This is a genomic window from Mycolicibacter senuensis, from assembly GCF_003284925.1.
Classification (GTDB): domain Bacteria; phylum Actinomycetota; class Actinomycetes; order Mycobacteriales; family Mycobacteriaceae; genus Mycobacterium; species Mycobacterium algericum_A.
Window position 1 is genome coordinate 1 of the sequence record NZ_QMEX01000087.1, and the last position, 16216, is coordinate 16216.

At 69.4% G+C, this 16216-nt stretch carries 19 protein-coding genes and 1 pseudogene; 9 read left to right on the plus strand and 11 right to left on the minus strand.

The window, feature by feature from the left end; all coding sequences use genetic code 11:
• Positions 1–2739: DEAD/DEAH box helicase (locus DQP56_RS17025; protein ID WP_133258953.1), on the minus strand; the 2739-nt coding region annotated here is incomplete at its 3' end.
• Between the two features lie 152 nt (positions 2740–2891).
• Here DQP56_RS17025 and DQP56_RS17030 point away from each other — a divergent pair.
• From DQP56_RS17030 to DQP56_RS17035, 3 genes are all read left to right on the plus strand, one after another.
• On the plus strand, positions 2892–3278 hold the full coding sequence (locus DQP56_RS17030; protein ID WP_112687376.1) for a hypothetical protein: 387 nt from the start codon (positions 2892–2894) through the stop codon (positions 3276–3278).
• A 115-nt stretch (positions 3279–3393) separates the two neighbouring features.
• Positions 3394–3564 carry a hypothetical protein gene (locus DQP56_RS24780; RefSeq protein ID WP_165825049.1) on the plus strand — a complete coding sequence of 57 codons (171 nt, stop codon included), beginning with the start codon at positions 3394–3396 and terminating at the stop codon, positions 3562–3564.
• A complete protein-coding gene (locus DQP56_RS17035; RefSeq protein ID WP_435673875.1) occupies positions 3561–3920 on the plus strand; it encodes a hemophore-related protein in 360 nt (119 codons plus the stop codon). The genes DQP56_RS24780 and DQP56_RS17035 overlap by 4 nt, the downstream gene beginning before the upstream one ends.
• A 21-nt stretch (positions 3921–3941) precedes the next feature.
• Here the strand turns inward: DQP56_RS17035 and DQP56_RS17040 are convergent, their stop codons facing one another.
• The 3 genes from DQP56_RS17040 to mbp1 all read right to left on the minus strand — a co-directional run bounded on the left by DQP56_RS17040 (position 3942) and on the right by mbp1 (position 5380).
• A complete protein-coding gene (locus tag DQP56_RS17040; RefSeq protein ID WP_112687380.1) occupies positions 3942–4256 on the minus strand; it encodes a hypothetical protein in 315 nt (104 codons plus the stop codon).
• A gap of 71 nt (positions 4257–4327) precedes the next feature.
• On the minus strand, positions 4328–4999 hold the full coding sequence (locus DQP56_RS17045) for a winged helix-turn-helix domain-containing protein (protein WP_112687382.1): 672 nt from the start codon (positions 4997–4999) through the stop codon (positions 4328–4330).
• A 141-nt stretch (positions 5000–5140) separates the two neighbouring features.
• A complete protein-coding gene (gene mbp1 / locus DQP56_RS17050) occupies positions 5141–5380 on the minus strand; it encodes a microaggregate-binding protein 1 (RefSeq protein ID WP_112687384.1) in 240 nt (79 codons plus the stop codon).
• A gap of 153 nt (positions 5381–5533) precedes the next feature.
• Here mbp1 and DQP56_RS17055 point away from each other — a divergent pair, with 153 nt between their 5' ends.
• From DQP56_RS17055 to DQP56_RS17070, 4 genes are all read left to right on the plus strand, one after another.
• Complete coding sequence (locus tag DQP56_RS17055) at positions 5534–5905, plus strand: hypothetical protein (protein ID WP_435673876.1); 372 nt, start codon at positions 5534–5536, stop codon at positions 5903–5905.
• Between the two features lie 188 nt (positions 5906–6093).
• Complete coding sequence (gene usfY, locus DQP56_RS17060) at positions 6094–6405, plus strand: protein UsfY (RefSeq protein WP_112687388.1); 312 nt, start codon at positions 6094–6096, stop codon at positions 6403–6405.
• A 204-nt stretch (positions 6406–6609) separates the two neighbouring features.
• Positions 6610–7047, plus strand: a complete 438-nt coding sequence (locus DQP56_RS17065) for an ATP-binding protein (RefSeq protein WP_112687390.1) — start codon at positions 6610–6612, stop codon at positions 7045–7047.
• Positions 7044–7832, plus strand: a complete 789-nt coding sequence (locus DQP56_RS17070) for an RNA polymerase sigma factor SigF (RefSeq protein ID WP_112687392.1) — start codon at positions 7044–7046, stop codon at positions 7830–7832. Before DQP56_RS17065 ends, DQP56_RS17070 begins: the two co-directional genes overlap by 4 nt.
• A 16-nt stretch (positions 7833–7848) precedes the next feature.
• Here DQP56_RS17070 and DQP56_RS17075 read toward each other — a convergent pair whose 3' ends face one another.
• The 3 genes from DQP56_RS17075 to DQP56_RS17085 form a co-directional block, all read right to left on the minus strand.
• A complete protein-coding gene (locus DQP56_RS17075; protein ID WP_234825710.1) occupies positions 7849–8091 on the minus strand; it encodes a DUF2795 domain-containing protein in 243 nt (80 codons plus the stop codon).
• A gap of 1 nt (position 8092) precedes the next feature.
• Complete coding sequence (locus DQP56_RS17080; RefSeq protein WP_112687394.1) at positions 8093–8548, minus strand: pyridoxamine 5'-phosphate oxidase family protein; 456 nt, start codon at positions 8546–8548, stop codon at positions 8093–8095.
• A 73-nt stretch (positions 8549–8621) separates the two neighbouring features.
• The gene (locus DQP56_RS17085) at positions 8622–10130 is read right to left on the minus strand and encodes an FAD-dependent oxidoreductase (RefSeq protein WP_112687396.1); all 1509 of its coding nucleotides are present in this window, start codon (positions 10128–10130) and stop codon (positions 8622–8624) included.
• A 120-nt stretch (positions 10131–10250) separates the two neighbouring features.
• On the opposite strand from DQP56_RS17085, the gene DQP56_RS17090 reads away from it, so the two are divergent.
• Positions 10251–10835, plus strand: coding sequence for a hemerythrin domain-containing protein (locus DQP56_RS17090; protein WP_112687398.1), 585 nt, complete (start codon positions 10251–10253; stop codon positions 10833–10835).
• 292 nt (positions 10836–11127) lie between these two features.
• Here DQP56_RS17090 and DQP56_RS17100 read toward each other — a convergent pair.
• Positions 11128–11661 (minus strand): annotated as a pseudogene (locus DQP56_RS17100) (manganese catalase family protein).
• 155 nt (positions 11662–11816) lie between these two features.
• On the opposite strand from DQP56_RS17100, the gene DQP56_RS17105 reads away from it, so the two are divergent.
• The gene (locus DQP56_RS17105) at positions 11817–12995 is read left to right on the plus strand and encodes an alcohol dehydrogenase catalytic domain-containing protein (protein WP_112687402.1); all 1179 of its coding nucleotides are present in this window, start codon (positions 11817–11819) and stop codon (positions 12993–12995) included.
• A 25-nt stretch (positions 12996–13020) separates the two neighbouring features.
• Here DQP56_RS17105 and DQP56_RS17110 read toward each other — a convergent pair whose 3' ends face one another.
• From DQP56_RS17110 to DQP56_RS17120, 3 genes are all read right to left on the minus strand, one after another.
• A complete protein-coding gene (locus DQP56_RS17110) occupies positions 13021–14781 on the minus strand; it encodes a glycoside hydrolase family 15 protein (protein WP_112687404.1) in 1761 nt (586 codons plus the stop codon).
• Between the two features lie 58 nt (positions 14782–14839).
• Positions 14840–15952: an enolase C-terminal domain-like protein gene (locus DQP56_RS17115; RefSeq protein ID WP_112687406.1), complete on the minus strand. Its 1113-nt coding sequence runs from the start codon at positions 15950–15952 to the stop codon at positions 14840–14842.
• A 58-nt stretch (positions 15953–16010) separates the two neighbouring features.
• Positions 16011–16216 (minus strand): cutinase family protein (locus DQP56_RS17120; RefSeq protein WP_114475776.1); only part of this gene is annotated, 206 nt, incomplete at its 5' end.

A 16216-nucleotide genomic window follows, 5' to 3' on the forward strand; every position in this document is an offset into this window, starting at 1 on the left:
GATCTCGTCGCCGGTGAGCGGGCCCAGCAGCCGCAACAGGTCCGCGACCCCCTCGGCGTCGCGGGCGGCCTTCTCCGGGGTCAGGTGCTGCAACTCGGCGGCGACGGCGGCGACGACGTCGGGGTCGAGCAGCTCGCGCAACTCCACCCGGCCCAGCAGCTGCGCCAGCAGGGTGGGATCCAGCGACAGTGCCGCCGCGCGGCGCTCGGCCAGCGGGCTGTCGCCTTCGTACATGAAGGCGCCGACGTAGCCGAACAGCAACGACGCCGCGAACGGCGACGGGGTGGCGGTCTCGACCTGCACCACGCGCACCCGGCGCTGCGCGATCCGCGCCATCAACTCCGTCAGCGCCGGGACGTCGTAGACGTCCTGCAGGCACTCCCGCACGGTCTCCAGCACGATCGGGAACGCCGGGTATCGGCGTGCCACATCGAGCAGTTGGGCGGCCCGCTGCCGTTGCTGCCACAGCGGGGTGCGCCGGCCCGGATGCCGGCGCGGCAACAGCAACGCCCGTGCCGCGCACTCCCGGAACCGGGAGGCGAACAACGCCGAGCCGCCCACCTCGGCGGTGACGATGGGCTCGATCTCATCGGCGTCGAACACGAACAGTTCCGCGCCGGGGGCTTCGGCACCGGAGTCGGTGTCGGGCAGCCGCACCACGATGCCGTCGTCGGAAGCGGTCGGCTTCTCGTCGATGCCAAAGCGTTCGTGCAGCCGCCGGCCCACCGCCAGCGCCAGCGGGCCGTGCACCCGCAGTCCGTAGGGGGAGTGCAGCACCACCCGCCAGTCGCCCAGCTCGTCGCGGAAGCGTTCCACCACCAGCGTGGTGTCGGTGGGCACCGTCGAGGTGGCGGTGCGCTGGTCGTCGAGCAGCCGCCACAGATTGTCGGCCGCGTAGTCATCGAAACCCAAATCCGCGCAACGTTTGTCGAGGGCGGCACGATCGAGCCCGGCCAGCTCGCCGGTGAACTCGCCCAGCGCGGCGCCGAGCTCGGCCGGTCGCCCGACGCCGTCGCCGTGCCAGAACGGCAGCCGGCCGGGCTGTCCGGGAGCCGGGACCACCAGCACCCGGTCGTGGCTGATCTCGGTGATGCGCCAGCTGGTGGCGCCCAGGGAGATCACGTCGCCGGGCCGCGATTCGTAGACCATCTCCTCGTCGAGTTCACCGACCCGGGACGGCTTCGGGGCACCGGCCAGGTACACCGCGAACAGGCCGCGATCCGGGATGGCGCCACCGGAGGTGACGGCCAGCCGTTGGGCGCCGGGCCGGCCGGTCAGGGTGCCGGTGTCGCGGTCATAGACCAGCCGCGGCCGCAGCTCGGCGAACTCGGTCGACGGGTATTTGCCCGACAGCAGGTCCAGGGTCGCCTCGAACACGCTGCGGGGCAACGTTGCGAACGGTGCGGCCCGGCGCACCGTGTCGAACCATGCCTCGGCGTCCAGCGGCTCCAGCGCCGCCGCGGCCACCGTGTGCTGGGCCAGGATGTCCAGCGGATTGGCCGGCACCGTCAGCGTTTCGATCTGACCCGCCAGCATCCGCTGCACTGAGACCGCACAGCCGATCAGATCGGTGCGGTGCTTGGGGATCAGCACGCCGGCCGAGACCTCGCCGACCTGATGACCCGCCCGCCCGATGCGCTGCAGGCCGCTGGCCACCGACGGCGGCGCCTCGATCTGGACGACCAGGTCGACCGCACCCATGTCGATGCCCAGCTCCAGGCTCGAGGTCGCGACCACCGCACGCAGCCGCCCGCTCTTCAGGTCCTCCTCGACCGCGGCGCGGGTCTCCTTGGACACCGACCCGTGGTGGGCCCGCGCCAGCGGTGCCTGCGCGGTGTCGTCATCGTCGCATCGCTCGGCGTGGATCTCGTTGAGCCGCTGGGTCAGTCGCTCGGCCAGCCGGCGCGAGTTGGCGAACACGATCGAGGAGCAATGGGCCTCGATCAGGTCGACGATGCGTTCCTCCACCTGCGGCCAGATGGTGCCCTCGGCGGGGCTGGCCATATCCGGCACCGGAACCTGCACGGTCAGTTCGAATGTCTTGGCGGCCGGCGGCGCCACGATCCGCGTCGGGGACTGGCCGGACAGGAACCGGGCGACCTCTTCGGCGGGCCGCACGGTGGCGCTGAGCCCGATCCGCTGCGCCGGGGAGGCCAACATCGCATCGAGGCGCTCCAGCGACAGTGCCAGGTGACTGCCGCGCTTGGTACCGGCCACCGCGTGCACCTCGTCGACGATCACCGTCTGCACCCCGGTCAGCGCTTCGCGCGCCGCCGAGGTCAGCATGAGGAACAGTGACTCCGGGGTGGTGATCAGGATGTCGGGGGGCTTGGTGACGAGCTCGCGGCGCCGGGCCGCCGACGTGTCGCCGGAGCGGACCCCGACGGTGATGGCCGGCGCCGGCAGGCCGCGGTGCGCGGCGATGCGGCCGATGCCGGCCAGCGGGGTGCGCAGGTTGCGTTCGACGTCGACGGCCAGCGCCTTGAGCGGCGAGACGTAGAGCACCCGGGTGCCCGCAGCTTTCGGGCCCGGCTCGGCCGCCAGCCGGTCCAGCGCCCACAGGAACGCTGCCAGGGTCTTGCCCGAACCGGTGGGTGCCACCACCAGGGTGTGGTGGCCGTCGGCGATGGCCGACCAGGCCTGCTGCTGCGCCTCGGTCGGCGCGGTGAACGTGCCGCTGAACCAGTCCCGGGTCAGCGCCGAGAACCGGGCCAGCGCGGCTGGGGTTTCTCGGCTCACCCCGCCATGGTGCCAACTTCGGGGCGGTGCTGCCCGCTGGGCTGGTTTTGCCGTGCTCAGCAGCGGGTATCCGCGGGCCGTGGCAGTGACAGGGCCGTGGCAGTGACAGGCCGTGGCAGTGACAGGCCGTGGCAGTGACAGGGGGGCCGGGCATGACCATTCTGGACCACAGGACGCGAGCGGTGCGGCCGATCTTCGCCGATGCGGCACCCGCCCCGCGGACGCCGGAGGCGCCACCGCGCGACTGGACCTGGATCAACTGGACGTTGTCGCTGCTGACGGCACCGGCCGCCGTGCTGCTGATGGATTACGCGCCGGCCGCGGTGGCCGGCACCGCGCTGTGCAGCACCGCGGCCTGCCCGGGCCTGCAGCCGAACGGGTCGCTGTTCGGCGTGCTCTACCACGGTGCGGCGGCCGTTGCGGCGCTGACCTTGTTCCTGGCCTTCTTCTTCGCGACGCGCCGGAGCGGGATCGCGGTCTGGGCGTGCGGCTGGGCGCTGCTGGCGGCCGACCTGGTGGTCCTGCACGCGGTCTTCTGACCGGGATGCGATTTTCCCGGCCGGGGCTGCGGTTTCCGACGCCGAATGATTACCGCAGTTTCGTGTTGGGTACGCGGCGCAGCAGGTAGCGGACAGCGAACATCGGAGGTCGGGGATGGGTTTGCGCAAGGGCCAGGAAGCGGAGTCGGACGCTGAACCCGATGCCTACCGGACGGGATCACGTGCCGGCAAAGACGAAGACGGCACCCATGTGGGGCGGATCAGCCCGGATGACGCATTGGACGTCGGCGAAACCGGCGCCGAAGCCCGCAGCGACGACGCATGAGCGTTTCAGGCCCACTGTTGCCGGATAGCCGGACCTGGCCGATGCGGGCAGCGGTTTCGGGCGCCTGCGCCGCGCTGGCGCTGATCGCCTGGCTCCCCGCGGCGGCCGCCGATCCGGGCGCGGCAGTCGACACCACCTGCAGCTACTCGCAGGTGGTGGCGGCGATGAACGATCAATCACCGGGCGTCGCCGAGCAGTTCAACGCGACCCCGGCCGCCCAGGCCTGGCTGCAGAACTTCCTGGCCGCGCCGCCGCCGCAGCGTCAGCAGCTGGTCGAGCAGGCGCAGCAGCGGCCCGAAGCACCCGAGTACGTCGCGCTGTTCAGTCCGCTGGCCAACGGCTGCGACTACTACTGAGCCCGGGTCACTCTTCGACTTTCACTCTTCGACGTTGTAGAACGAGTCGCCGTCTTCGGGGCTGCCGGAGACCTGAGCACGGTGCCGGCCAGCGGTCACGGCCTGGCCGGCTTCGTCGGGGTCTGGTTCGAGTCCGGCATCGGGACGCTCGGCGGCCAGTTTGTCGTCCAGCGACTCGTCGGTCGCGTCACCGACCGGTTGCCAGCTATCCGGCGGGGTCACGGTCGCATCGCCGTCGTCGTTGCGCAGCTCGTCGGAATCGGTGGCCTCGCTCGGCGGCAAGGTGTCGTCGTCGCTGGTGTCGGTGGCGGGATCGATGTCGGGTCGATCGGTCATGTGCTCGGCGCTCTCCCAGTCAGATTCAGTTGGCAGTCAGATTCGGTTGGGCAGGTCGGCTTCAGTTGGCTTCAGTTGGCGATGGCCCATTGCGGTTGCGGTGATTCCGGCGTCATGTAGCCGACGCCGCGAACGGTGTCGACGATCGACTCGTGGTCGGCGCCGAGTTTGGCGCGCAGCCGCTGCACGTGCACGTCGACCTTGCGCCGGCTGCCCTCACCGCCCCACACCTCGTGCAGCAGCCTGGTGCGGGTGAACGCGTGACCGGCATGCCGGACCAGATAGTTCAGCAGCTTGAACTCGGTGAGGGTGAGGTCGAGTTCGCGCCCGGATAACTCCGCGGTGTAGCTGTCAGGGCGGATGATCAGATCACCGAATTGGACTGCGCTGTGCTCGGATTCACGTCGGCGCGCCAGCGCCAGCCGCAGCCGGGCATGTGCCTCGGCCGGTCCGGCCGTTGCGACCAGCACGTCGTCGACCTGCCAGTCGATGTCGACGGCGACGAAATCTTCCGCGGCCACCACGGCCAGCACGGCGGCCGACGGCGCCCAGCCGCACAGCCGCCGGCAGGTCTCGCGTGCGGCCGCCAGCTCGGTGCAGCCGTCCACCAGCACGGCTGCGGCGCCGTGGCAGTCCGCCCGGCTCACCGCGAGCGGCGCGCGGCCGACCGAATGCCCGAAGACGCGTAAGGCCGACAGGGTCTGTTCGAACTCGTCCCGGTCGGTCAGTAACAGAATCTCCATCGCTGACTCCAACCCTCCGATGTCGCGCCCTCGAGTGCTCTTCAAGGCCGTTCCATGCGCTATTACCCGCTCCTGGGCGTGAGTAACCGCACAGCGACAGGCCCGGCCTGCCGTAGCGGGCCGGGCCTGCCTTCAATCGGGCTACTGGTGGGACTGTTCGCGGGCCTCGGCCGCCTTCGCTCCGGCACGGGCCGATTCGGCCTCGGCTTCGCGTTTGGCGGCGTCGCGCTGCGCTTCGCCCTTGTCCTGCTGTGCCTTGCCCTCGCGGGCCAGCTCGTCGTTACCGGTCACGGTTCCGACGGCTTCCTTGGCCTTGCCCTTGACGCCCTCAACGGCGCCGCGGAAGCCCTCTTCGGGCCCGCTCTTCTCTTGGTCCGACATAAATCCCTCCCTGGATTTCGTGGATGTGACGGGCCCGTGTGCTCCGTCGGCCCGCCACACCTGCAAGGCTTCCCGGCGGCTCGCTCGCTCAAACGTCGAATCACCTTGACGCAGAGCCGATAAGCGCGGACGGTGGGAAACATGGAACGCTCCATGCGACCGCGCCCCGGTGGCGACCGGCTGGGCCAGGAGGACGCGGAGGTTCGCTCGGCCGTCAGGTTCGCCGGCGTGATCACCGCGATCGGCGTGGCGGTCGTCTTGCTGGCGGCATGGTGGGGCAGCTCCTGTGATGCGAGCGCAGGGACGGTCGAGACGGTGGCGTGCGGACGGCCGTACCGAGCCGTGCTCGCCGCGGCGTCACCGGTGGTCTTCGCGGCCGGTGGACTGCGCGCTTTTCTGCGCACCTACCGAGTGTGGCGCGCTCGGGGCACCTGGTGGGGTTGGCAGGGCGCCGGCTGGTTTTTGATGTCGTTGATGCTTCTCGTACTGATTATGAGCGCGGGGCCGATCAGCGGTATGCGCTGATCAGGCCGGAGTCCCGCGGCATGGCTGCCGGGTGGCTGTGAGATTTCTGAAAGTCGAGCGTTATTTAGATCACATCGGCTTACGATAGTTTTCGGTTGCGGACGGGTTCACCACACGGGGTTCATCACGAATGGGGGCTCGGCCAGGCGGCCTCCGGATGGGCGGACCATTCACGAAAGGAAGAAGCGATGGGCGATACGTTTCATGACCCCGTTGACCATGTCCGGACGACCCGGCCGCACGCCGGCCGTGCTGTGATCGACGTCATGGGTTGGCCCGGTTACAGCCTGCTGGTGCTGGGCATGGTCGCCGGGATCGGCTGTCTGACCGCGTTCGCCACCGGCCACGACCGGCAAGGCGTGGCGGTCGCCGCCCTCGCGGTGTTCGCCGCCGGCCTGGGGGCGCTGTGGCTGCTGATGGAACACCGGCGGATCAGGCGGGTGAACCAGCAGTGGCAGCTGGCCCACCCCGAGTTGCAGCGGCAGCATTCGACCGGTTGAGCTAGCAGAAACCACGGCCCGACCGGTTATCCGGTCGGGCCGTCGTCGACCCGGTGTTCCAGGATCCGCATGGTTGGAGCGCCGGCAGATCGGGTACAGGGTTCCCGTGACCAACCTCCGGGCGGCCGACCATGCGGATTTGACGACGTGAACAGTCCGTCGGCGGGTAGCGGTAGTCTCGGTCCGACATCGCCGGGAGGCTCAATGACCGACATCCACAGCGACCCGACCTTGCGGTCGTGCAGCGAGCGAGCCGTCGAGTTGCGGGTGGCGCCCAGGCTGGAGAGCCTCGCCGTGGTGCGCATGGTGGTCGGCGCCATCGCGACGTTCGAGGATCTCGACGTCGATACGGTGGCCGATCTGCGGCTCGCGATCGACGAGCTGTGTACCCAGCTGATCCGCTGCGCCGCCCCGGACGCCACGCTGCGGGTGGTCATCGACCCGAAAGACGACGACGTGACGATCGTGGCGTCGGCCGCCGGCACCGGCGGCGAGGTGCTGACGCCGGGCAGCTTCAGCTGGCACGTGCTCACCTCGCTCGTCGACGACGTGCAGACCTTCCATGACGGCCAGGAACCCGGTAGCGCCGGTGATGTGTTCGGCGTTGCCTTGACGACCCGGCGGGCGGAATCCAGGCAGTGACCCGGGGCGCCGCCAAGAGCGGCTCGCAGTCAGGATCGGAGTATGCCGACGTCGGCGACATGTTCCGCGAGCTCGCCCAATACGAATCGGGTTCCCCTGATTTCCGGAACCGCAAAGACAAGATCGTGGAGCGGTGCCTGCCGCTGGCCGACCACATCGCCCGCCGGTTCGAGGGGCGCGGCGAACTGCGGGACGACTTGGTCCAGGTCGCGCGGGTGGGCCTCGTCAACGCCGTGACGCGCTTCGACGTCGAAACCGGTTCGGATTTCGTTTCTTTCGCGGTCCCCACCATCATGGGCGAAGTCCGCCGGCATTTCCGGGATAACAGCTGGTCGGTCAAGGTGCCTCGCCGGCTCAAAGAGCTGCACCTGCGCCTCGGATCGGCCACCGCCGACCTCTCGCAACGCCTGGGCCGGGCACCGACCGCCTCCGAACTGGCCCGCGAGTTGGAGATGAGCCGCGAGGAGGTCGTCGAAGGACTGGTGGCGGGCAGTTCCTACAACACGTTGTCCATCGACAGCGGCGGCAGCTCCGACGAGGACGACGTCCGCTCGATCGCCGACACCCTCGGCGATATCGACGCCGGGATGGACCGGATCGAGGACCGCGAGGCGTTGCGGCCCCTGCTCGAGGCGCTTCCCGAACGGGAACGCACCGTGCTGGTGCTTCGGTTCTTCGAATCGATGACCCAGACGCAGATCGCCGAACGGGTCGGCATCTCGCAGATGCACGTGTCGCGGCTGCTGGCCAAGTCCTTGAGCAAACTGCGCGACCAGCTGGAGTAGCCGGCCGGTTCCCGCCTCAGCCGCCCAGCGCGTTCTGGGCGGTCAGCGATGACATCACCGCGTCCGGGCCGTCGAAGCTGTCCTTCTTCAACGCCCGCAGCGTGTCGACCAGCTGCGGCTCGGCGCCGTTGTCCCGGGCGTGGTCGGCGAGCTGCTCCGCGGTGCCCGGATAGTCGAAACCGGCAAGGCAGCTCTGCACTTGAGCGACGTCGAAGCCCATCACTGCGCAGTACCCGGTGGCATCGCGCCGGAAACGCATGTCATCGCAGCCCGTAGATCTTTGACCAGGCGCCAACCAGCTCGGATTCGTGCGCGCCGCCGAACATGTAGGCCGGTGAAGCGATCGGCAGCGCCCGTTCGACGCGGATCAGCACCGCCTCGCGGCAGGGGAACTGCGATCCCTGGGTCCGGGTCACCCACTGCCGCAGCCATTCGTAGACCTCGTCACCGGGCTGGCGCAGCTGCGCCGTGCCCTTGAAGCGGTAGCCGCGACGACGCAGAAAATCCACCACGTTGACCTCGATGCGCGGATCGCGGCGCAGGTCGGCCACCGTGGTCGGCGACGCCATGTGCATGAACGCCAGATGCTCGTCGCCGTAGACCAGCAACGACTCCTTCGGTGACAGGTTGGGCGAGCCGTCTTCGCAGACGGTGGCCACGAATGCCAGCTTGGCGCTCGCCACGATCAGGCGCATGTCATGGTCGATGATGCACACCGCTCATCCCATCGTTGTGCCGCCGTCGTTCACCGCCCAGCGGACGGTTACCCGCCCTCGCGGGGGGCGAACCTCAGCTGCCGGCGGTCAGGCCGCGGGTGGCGGGGCCCTCCAGCAGCGTGCCGTCGGGAGCGAAGCGCGACCCGTGCAGCGGACACTCCCACGCCCGATCGGCGTCGTTCCAGGTGACGATGCCGCCGAGGTGCGGGCAGACCGGCGAGACGCGGTGCTCGACGCCGTCCACCCGGCAGTGGGCCTGCAGGTGCCACGGCGGTCCGCTGACCACGCCGGCGGCGTCGTCGCCCAGGCCGTGCCGGCCGATGCGGGCCGTCGGGGTGATCCAGCCTTTCGCCAGATTGAAGCCGACTTCGAGATTCGCCGCCACGGCGGTGGACAGCCCGCGTAGCTCGCGGGCGCTCCAACTCGCGAACGCCCGGTCCCAGGCCGGTCGTTGCCCGAGCAGCCGGCCCGACAACACCAGCGCGGCGGCCGCCCCGTTGGTCATGCCCCATTTGTTGAAACCCGTTGCCACGTAGATGGTGTTGCTGTCGGGAAGAATCGGACCGACATAGGGCAGCTCGTCGATGGGCGCGTAGTCCTGCGCCGACCACAGGTGCGTGCGGGTTGCGCCCGGGAAATGCCGGAGCGTCCATGACTCGAGCTCGGCCAGTCCGTCACTGGGATATCTGGCGCGGCCGACGGTGTGGCCCGCCCCGCCGACCAGCAGGCGCTCGCCGCCGGTGATCGGGGCGTAACGCAGCGAGCGTGTCGGTGAATCGGTGGAGATCATCATCGGGCGGGTGATCTCACCGGGCACCTCGAACGCCATGCAGTATGACCGGCTGGGTTTGACCCGGGCGAAGTAGCCGCCGCGGTCCAGAATCGGGATCCCGGTGGCCAGCACCAGCTGGGCGGCCCGCAGTTCGGCCTGGCCCTGCGGGCCGTCGACATCGAGTCGCAGGCCGTCGCTTCCGCTGGAAACCCGTTGCACCCGAGTGTGTTCCACCAGCTGGCCGCCGGCGGCCAGCAGTTCGGCGCGCAGCGCGTCCAAGAACTGCATCGGATCGAACTGCGCCTGCCCTGCTAGCCGTACCCCGCCGTGATACGGAAACGGCACCTCGGCCTGCGCCTCCCAGGTCACCGGTAGATCGACCGCGCGGCAGGCCTCATACTCGGCGCGCGCCGCCGCCACCCCGCGTTCGGACTGGGCGAAACTGTAGGCGTCCTCACGCTGCACCGCGACCCCCGTCGACGCGCAGAAGGACAGGATCCAGTCCTGGCCGGCGCGGTTGCCCTCCAGATAGGCAGCGGCCAGCTGCTTGCCCTGCTTGGCCGAGATCGCCGACAGCTGGGTGGCCTGCAGCAGGCTGATTTTGGCGGTGGTGTTGCCGGTCGCGCAGGCACCCACGGTCCGGGCTTCCAGCACCAGCACCTCACGGCCCGCCCGGGCCAGTAGAACCGCGGTCATCAGCCCGGTGATCCCGGCACCCGCCACCACCACGTCGGCGCAACCGGGGAGATCTTCGGCGCTGCCCGAAGCCGGTGATGTCGCGATCCGATCGGCGAGCCACAATGACGTCATAGCCGATCAGTTACCCGATAGGGCGTCGGCGAAACGTGCCGACGTCACCAGCAGTGGTTTCGGCCGGGTCGAGGCGGGTATGCCGTCGACCGGACCAGGAATCGCCGGGAGGGAAAACCCATGGACGCATTGACCTTTCTTCGTGCCGACCACGAAAGCGTGCTGGGCATGCTGCAGGTGCTTGACGGCGCGCCACAGGGCGAAGGCGCGCACCAGAGCGGCCTGGCGACCATGGTCACCAACCTGGTGATCGCCGAGTCGCAGCACGAGGCCATCGAGGAACAACTGTTCTGGCCTGCGGTGCGAGCGGCGCTCGACGACGGCGACCAGTTGGCCGACCACGCCATCGCGCAGGAGGAGGCCGGCAAGGCGCTGCTGCAGCAGCTAGAAGACGGCGGTCCCGGTGAACCCGAATATCACCGCGCGCTGGCCGAATTCATCACGGCGGCCCGCGAACACATCGATTACGAGGAGAATCTGGTGTGGCCGCGGTTCAAAGCGGCGGTCAGCGCCGGAGACCGCGAGCAGTTGGGCGGCAAACTGCAGACCGCCAAGAAGGTCGCGCCGACGCGGCCGCACCCCAATGCCCCGTCGGGCGGGCTGGCCCAGAACACCTTGGGGGTGGCCGCTGCTGCCGTCGACCATGTGCGCGACCGGCTGAGCGGCCGGGCTGCCGACAACCCGCCGGACGCGCCGACGAGCTGACCGGCGGTCGGCATCGAGCGCCTAATCCGGTGGCTCGTCCGGCGATCCGCGTTTGGGGGTTTCCCTGGCGTCGGATTCGAATTCCTCGGCGGCTTTCGCGTCGAGTCGGTCGACGGTGTCCTCCAACGAGGTCTTGTGATCGGACGGTTCGTTACCGCTTCTTTCATCGGTGGGGCTTACCCGAAATGCGCCCAGGGCAACCCGCAATCACATTGATTCGGGTCGAAACCACCATCGACCGAGCGCTGGAACGCCCACGCGGGTGGGCGATTCCAGCAGCAAGGTGCCCCGGTTATGTTGTGGCACGGTGTTGTTCGTGGGTGAACGGTTTCTCGCCGGCTACCGCGGGGCTGCCGTCGGGGTTGTCCCGCGGTCCGCGGTTCTCCCGGGTGGAGCCGCCCAGCCAGTCCTTGGTCGGGTTCTTCACGTACTCCCACTCCATGCCGTTCGGCCACGGCCCCTGGCCCTGGTTCCAGGGCCCGCGGCTGGTCTCTCATTCACCAGGTCGCGGTCAACCCGCTGCACTTTGTAGAGAGCGGTAGCGCTCGTTGGCGTTCTTCAGGTTGTCGTTGAGCCCGTCGAGCAGCATGGTGATCAGGTTGCCCACCATCTCCAAATGGGTGAACTCCTCGGTTGCGATGTCCATGAACATGTCGTACATCTTGGGGTTTTTGCGGCGCAGGACGAACGCTTGGGTGAAGTACTGCATCGCGGCCTTCAGTTCGCCGTTCTCTCCGCCGAACTGTTCCTGCAGCAGCATCGCGAACCGCGGATCGGGCCGCTCGACCCGGACGTCGAACTGCAGCTCTTTGTTGTGAACGAACATGGGGACTCCCTCGCGCAGTGGTCGATCTGTGTTTCCGCGGCGTACCCGGATGAAGCGCCCCGCAACCCTGCTCGCCCGACGACAACTACGCGTTTGTGCCAAGGCGCGGGCGGGTAGCCGGGCGGTGTTCTCACGACATGACGGAGGCGATCCGAATGCGGGCAGTGACATGGCAGGGCAGACGCAAGGTCCAGGTCGACACCGTGCCCGACCCGGTGATCGAGAAATCGACCGACGCCGTCATCGAGGTGACGACCACCAACATCTGCGGCTCCGACCTGCACCTCTACGAGGTGCTCGGCGCGTTCATGGACCCGGGCGACATCCTGGGTCACGAACCGATGGGCATCGTGGCCGAGGTCGGCAGCGCGGTCACCAACCTCAAGGCCGGCGATCGCGTGGTCATCCCGTTCCAGATTGCCTGCGGGCATTGCAGTATGTGTCGTCGCGACCTGCCGACCCAATGCGACACCACCCGGGTGCGCGAGCAGGACACCGGTGCCGCCCTGTTCGGCTACTCCAAGCTCTACGGCCAGGTTCCCGGCGGGCAGGCGCAGTACCTGCGGGTGCCGCAGGCGTCCTACACCCACATCAAAGTGCCGGAGGGGCCCCCGGATTCGCGGTTTGTATACCTGTCCGATGTGCTGCCCACCGCGATGCAGGCGGTCGACTACGCCGAGATTCCCGAGGGCGGCTCGGTGACGGTGCTGGGGCTTGGGCCGATCGGCGACATGGCGGCCCGCATCGCCGCGCACCAGGGGCACAGGGTGATCGGTGTGGATCTGGTGCCAGAACGGCTGGGCCGGCTGGCGCGCCGCGGCATCGAAACCATCGACCTGCGTGAGGCATCCGATCTGGGCGAGGTGATCCGCGACCGCACCGACGGACGGGGGACCGACGCGGTGATCGACGCCGTCGGGATGGAGGCGCACGGCTCCGGCGGCGCCAAGGCGGTGCAGCAACTCAGCTCGCTGCTGCCCGATGCGGTCGCCGGGCCGCTGATCAGCAAGGCCGGCATCGACCGGCTCGCCGCGCTGTACTCGGCGATCGACATCGTGCGCCGCGGCGGCACCATCTCGATCATCGGCGTCTACGGCGGCAAGCTGGATCCGCTGCCGATGTTCACCCTGTTCGACAAGCAGATCACGCTGCGGATGGGGCAGGCCAACGTCAAACCGCGGGTAGACCGGTTGATGCCGCTGCTCACCGACGCCGACCCGCTGGGCGTCGACACCTTCGCCACCCACGAGCTGCCGATGGAGGAGGCGCCGCGCGGCTACCAGATCTTCCAGGAGAAGCGCGAGGGCGCGGTGAAGATCCTGCTCAAGCCATAACGCAGGCAGTCACTGAAGTAGGCACTCAAGCCATCACGTCGCCGGCCAGCAGGTGCGCGGCCTCGAACAGCAGCGCGTGGGTGAACGCCTGCGGCAGGTTGCCGCGCAACTGGCGCTGGCCGACGTCGTACTCTTCGGTGAGCAGGCCGGGCGGGCCGCAGGCGGTGCGACCGCGCTCGAACCACTGCAGCGCCGCAAGATCATTTCCCTGCTGGTGATCTGCCAGTGCCATCGCGAAGTTGCACAGCAGGAACGCTCCCTCGGCCTGGCCGAGCTCGCGCTGGTCGGGCCGGTAGCGGTAGACGAAGCCGTCCTGGGTCAGGTCATGGCGCACCGCGGCCAGGGTCGCCACCGTGCGGGGATCATCGACGGGTACGGCTCCTCGCAGGCCAGGCAGCAGCAGTGCCGCATCGATCCCCGCGTCATCGGGTGCGCGTTGCCATCTGCCGTCGCGGTGCAGGCAGTCGGTGCTGGTATCGGCGACCAGCTTGTCGGCCAGTTGCTGCCATCGTGCGCCCTCGGCCAGCGATGCCACGCCGGCGATGCGGCGCAGCCCCGCCGCGCACATCAGCCGGGAATGCGCCCAGCGCCGGTCATCGAGCTCCCAGACGCCCGCATCGGCGTCGCCGCAACGTTTTTCGATCGCATCTACCAGGACATGCACCGCGCCCCAATGGGTGCTGTCCACCCGGTCCAGCCCGGCCGCGGCGGCCAGCAGCAGCAGCGCCTCCCCGAAGTTGTCGAGCTGAAGCTGCCCGCGCACCCAATTGCCGGTTTTGACCGCGGCGCCCGGGTAGCCCGGCAGCGGCAGATCTTTTTCGGGCGGTGGTGCGCCCGCGTCGACGCAGTAAGCCGGTCGCAGGTCGGGTCCATCGGCCAGCACCCGCTCGGTGACGAACCGGACGGCGTCATCCAGCAGAGGGAGCGGGCCGGCGGCGGCGATCGCTTGCCCGGTGTAGCACTGGTCGCGGATCCAGCAGTAGCGATAGTCGTAGTTGCGGCCGGCCTTGGCCCGCTCCGGCAACGACATCGTCGCCGCGGCCACCATCCCGCCGCCGGTGCTGGTCAGGCCGCGCAGCACCGCGTAGGCCCGCTCAGCGTCGGCGTCGGCCAGCGTGCCGGTGAACTCCGGAACCGCTTCGCGCCAAGCAGTTTCGGTGGCGAGCCAGGCCTGCGCGGCGTCGGCCGGCCGGTCCGGCAGTTCGCGGTCGGACAGCTCGAGCACCAGGTCGTGGTCGCGGCCCGGCTCGACGTCGAGCACCATCTGCAGCGATCCGTCGCCGGGCCGGCGGGCCTGCTCGGCACCCGACCAGCGGAATCGCAGCGGGCCCGACCGGCCGGTCCACACGGCGTCGCGGCAGGACAGTCCCGACATGGCGGTGGCGCCGAAGTCGGTCCGAACCTGCAGCGCCACCTGCATCCGGACCGGGCGGTCCAGTGCCCGGATGCGGCGCAGCACCACCGCGGTGTGCGGGTCGCCGGGGAAGGCCAGCGCCTCGCGGCATTCGACGATACCGTCGGTGGTGACCCAGCGGGACCGCCAGATCAGCGACCGCTCCTCGTACTGGCCGCCCCACACGTAGCGCAACTCCGGGGTGACGGCGTAGACACCGGCGCCGCCGAGAAGTGAGCTGAACACCGCCGGGCTGTCCCAGCGCGGCAGGCACATCCAGCAGAAGTCGCCGCGCGGGCCCACCACGATCCCGCGCTCCCCGTCGGCGATCAGCGCGTACTGGCGCAGCACCTGCGGCGGGAACCGCTCCAGCAGCGCTTGCCCGTCAGCCATCAGCGGTGCATACCCACCGCCGGGGGCCGGTAGTCATGCAGCTCTCGACTCCGCCGAATCAGGCGATGCGGAACTGTTCGAGGTCGGCGTCTTTGACGGTCAGCCCGTGCCCGGGAGCACTGCGGTCCGGACGCAGCACGCCATCGGGTCCCGGGTCGATGGTCCCGTCGAATGCCAACCTCTCGATGCGGACGTGATCGTGGAAGTACTCCAGGTGCCGCAGCTGCCAGACGGCGGTGCCGACCTGGCCGCTGATCTGCGGGGCGCAGTGCAACGACAGCTCCATGCCGCGGGCGTCGCACAGCGCGGCGACTTTGAGCACCCCGGTGATGCCCAACGCCCGGGTGACGTCGGCCTGCAGGCAATCCACCGCCTGCGCGTCGAGCATGTGCTGAAAATACGGCAGGTGGTAGCCGTACTCGCCGGCGGCGATATCCATCCCGCCCGGGCCCTGGACACACAACTGGTGCAGGCCCGCCAGGTCGTCGGAGGACACCGGTTCTTCCAGCCAGCGCACGTCGTACTCGGTGAAGCGTTGCGCCCACAGCAACGCCTGTTTGCGGGCGTAGGCCCCGTTCGCGTCGACGAACAACAAGGTGTCGTCGCCGATCGCCGCGCGAGCGGCCCGCACCCGGTCGCGGTCGGCCTCCGGGTCGCGGCCCACCTTCATCTTGACCCGCGGGATCCCGGCTTCCACCCAGCCGCACAACTGAGCGCACAACGCGTCGTTGTCGTACGAGGTGAACCCACCGCTGCCGTAGACCGGGGTGCCGTCGTGTACCGCGCCCAGTGCGATGGTCAGCGGTTCGTCGAGCAGCCGCGACCGCAGATCCCACAGCGCGATGTCGACCGCCGAGATCGCCTCGGCGACCACACCCGGCTTGCCCAGGTTGCGCACCGCGTGCTGCATCTCGGCCCAGCGGGCCGGCGGTTGCAGCGCGTCGCGCTGCGTGATGACGCCGGCCAGTTCGGACTCGACAACCGTGACCACCGCCGTGCCGCCGTAGGTGTAGCCGGTGCCGACCTGCCCGCCGGCGGTCGCCGTGACCAGAACCAAGGTGGTCGAATCCCAGGCGAAGGTGCCGTCGGATTCGGGGGCGTCGGTGGGAATCGAGTAGGCCGTGGCTTCGACGGACTCGACCGGGATGGCCGCACTGGCACGCTGGGTCATGCCCGGCTGACTACCCGCAACATGCAGTCGGTATGCGCGGGGTCCGGCAGCGCTGATCTCACAGCGGCCGATCCGGAACGGGTTCGGGTGCCACGACGCGTTCGGCGGCGAAGTCCGCCGCGAGCGCTGTCATGCCGTTCGTCGCGTAGGCGGCGTGCGCGGCGCCGTCGGCGCCCGCCGAGCAGATCGGGTCGCCGGGCGCGCACAACTCGATCGTCTTGGCGGCATAACCGGGCCCGATCGTCGGCGGCGGCGCGCCCAGCG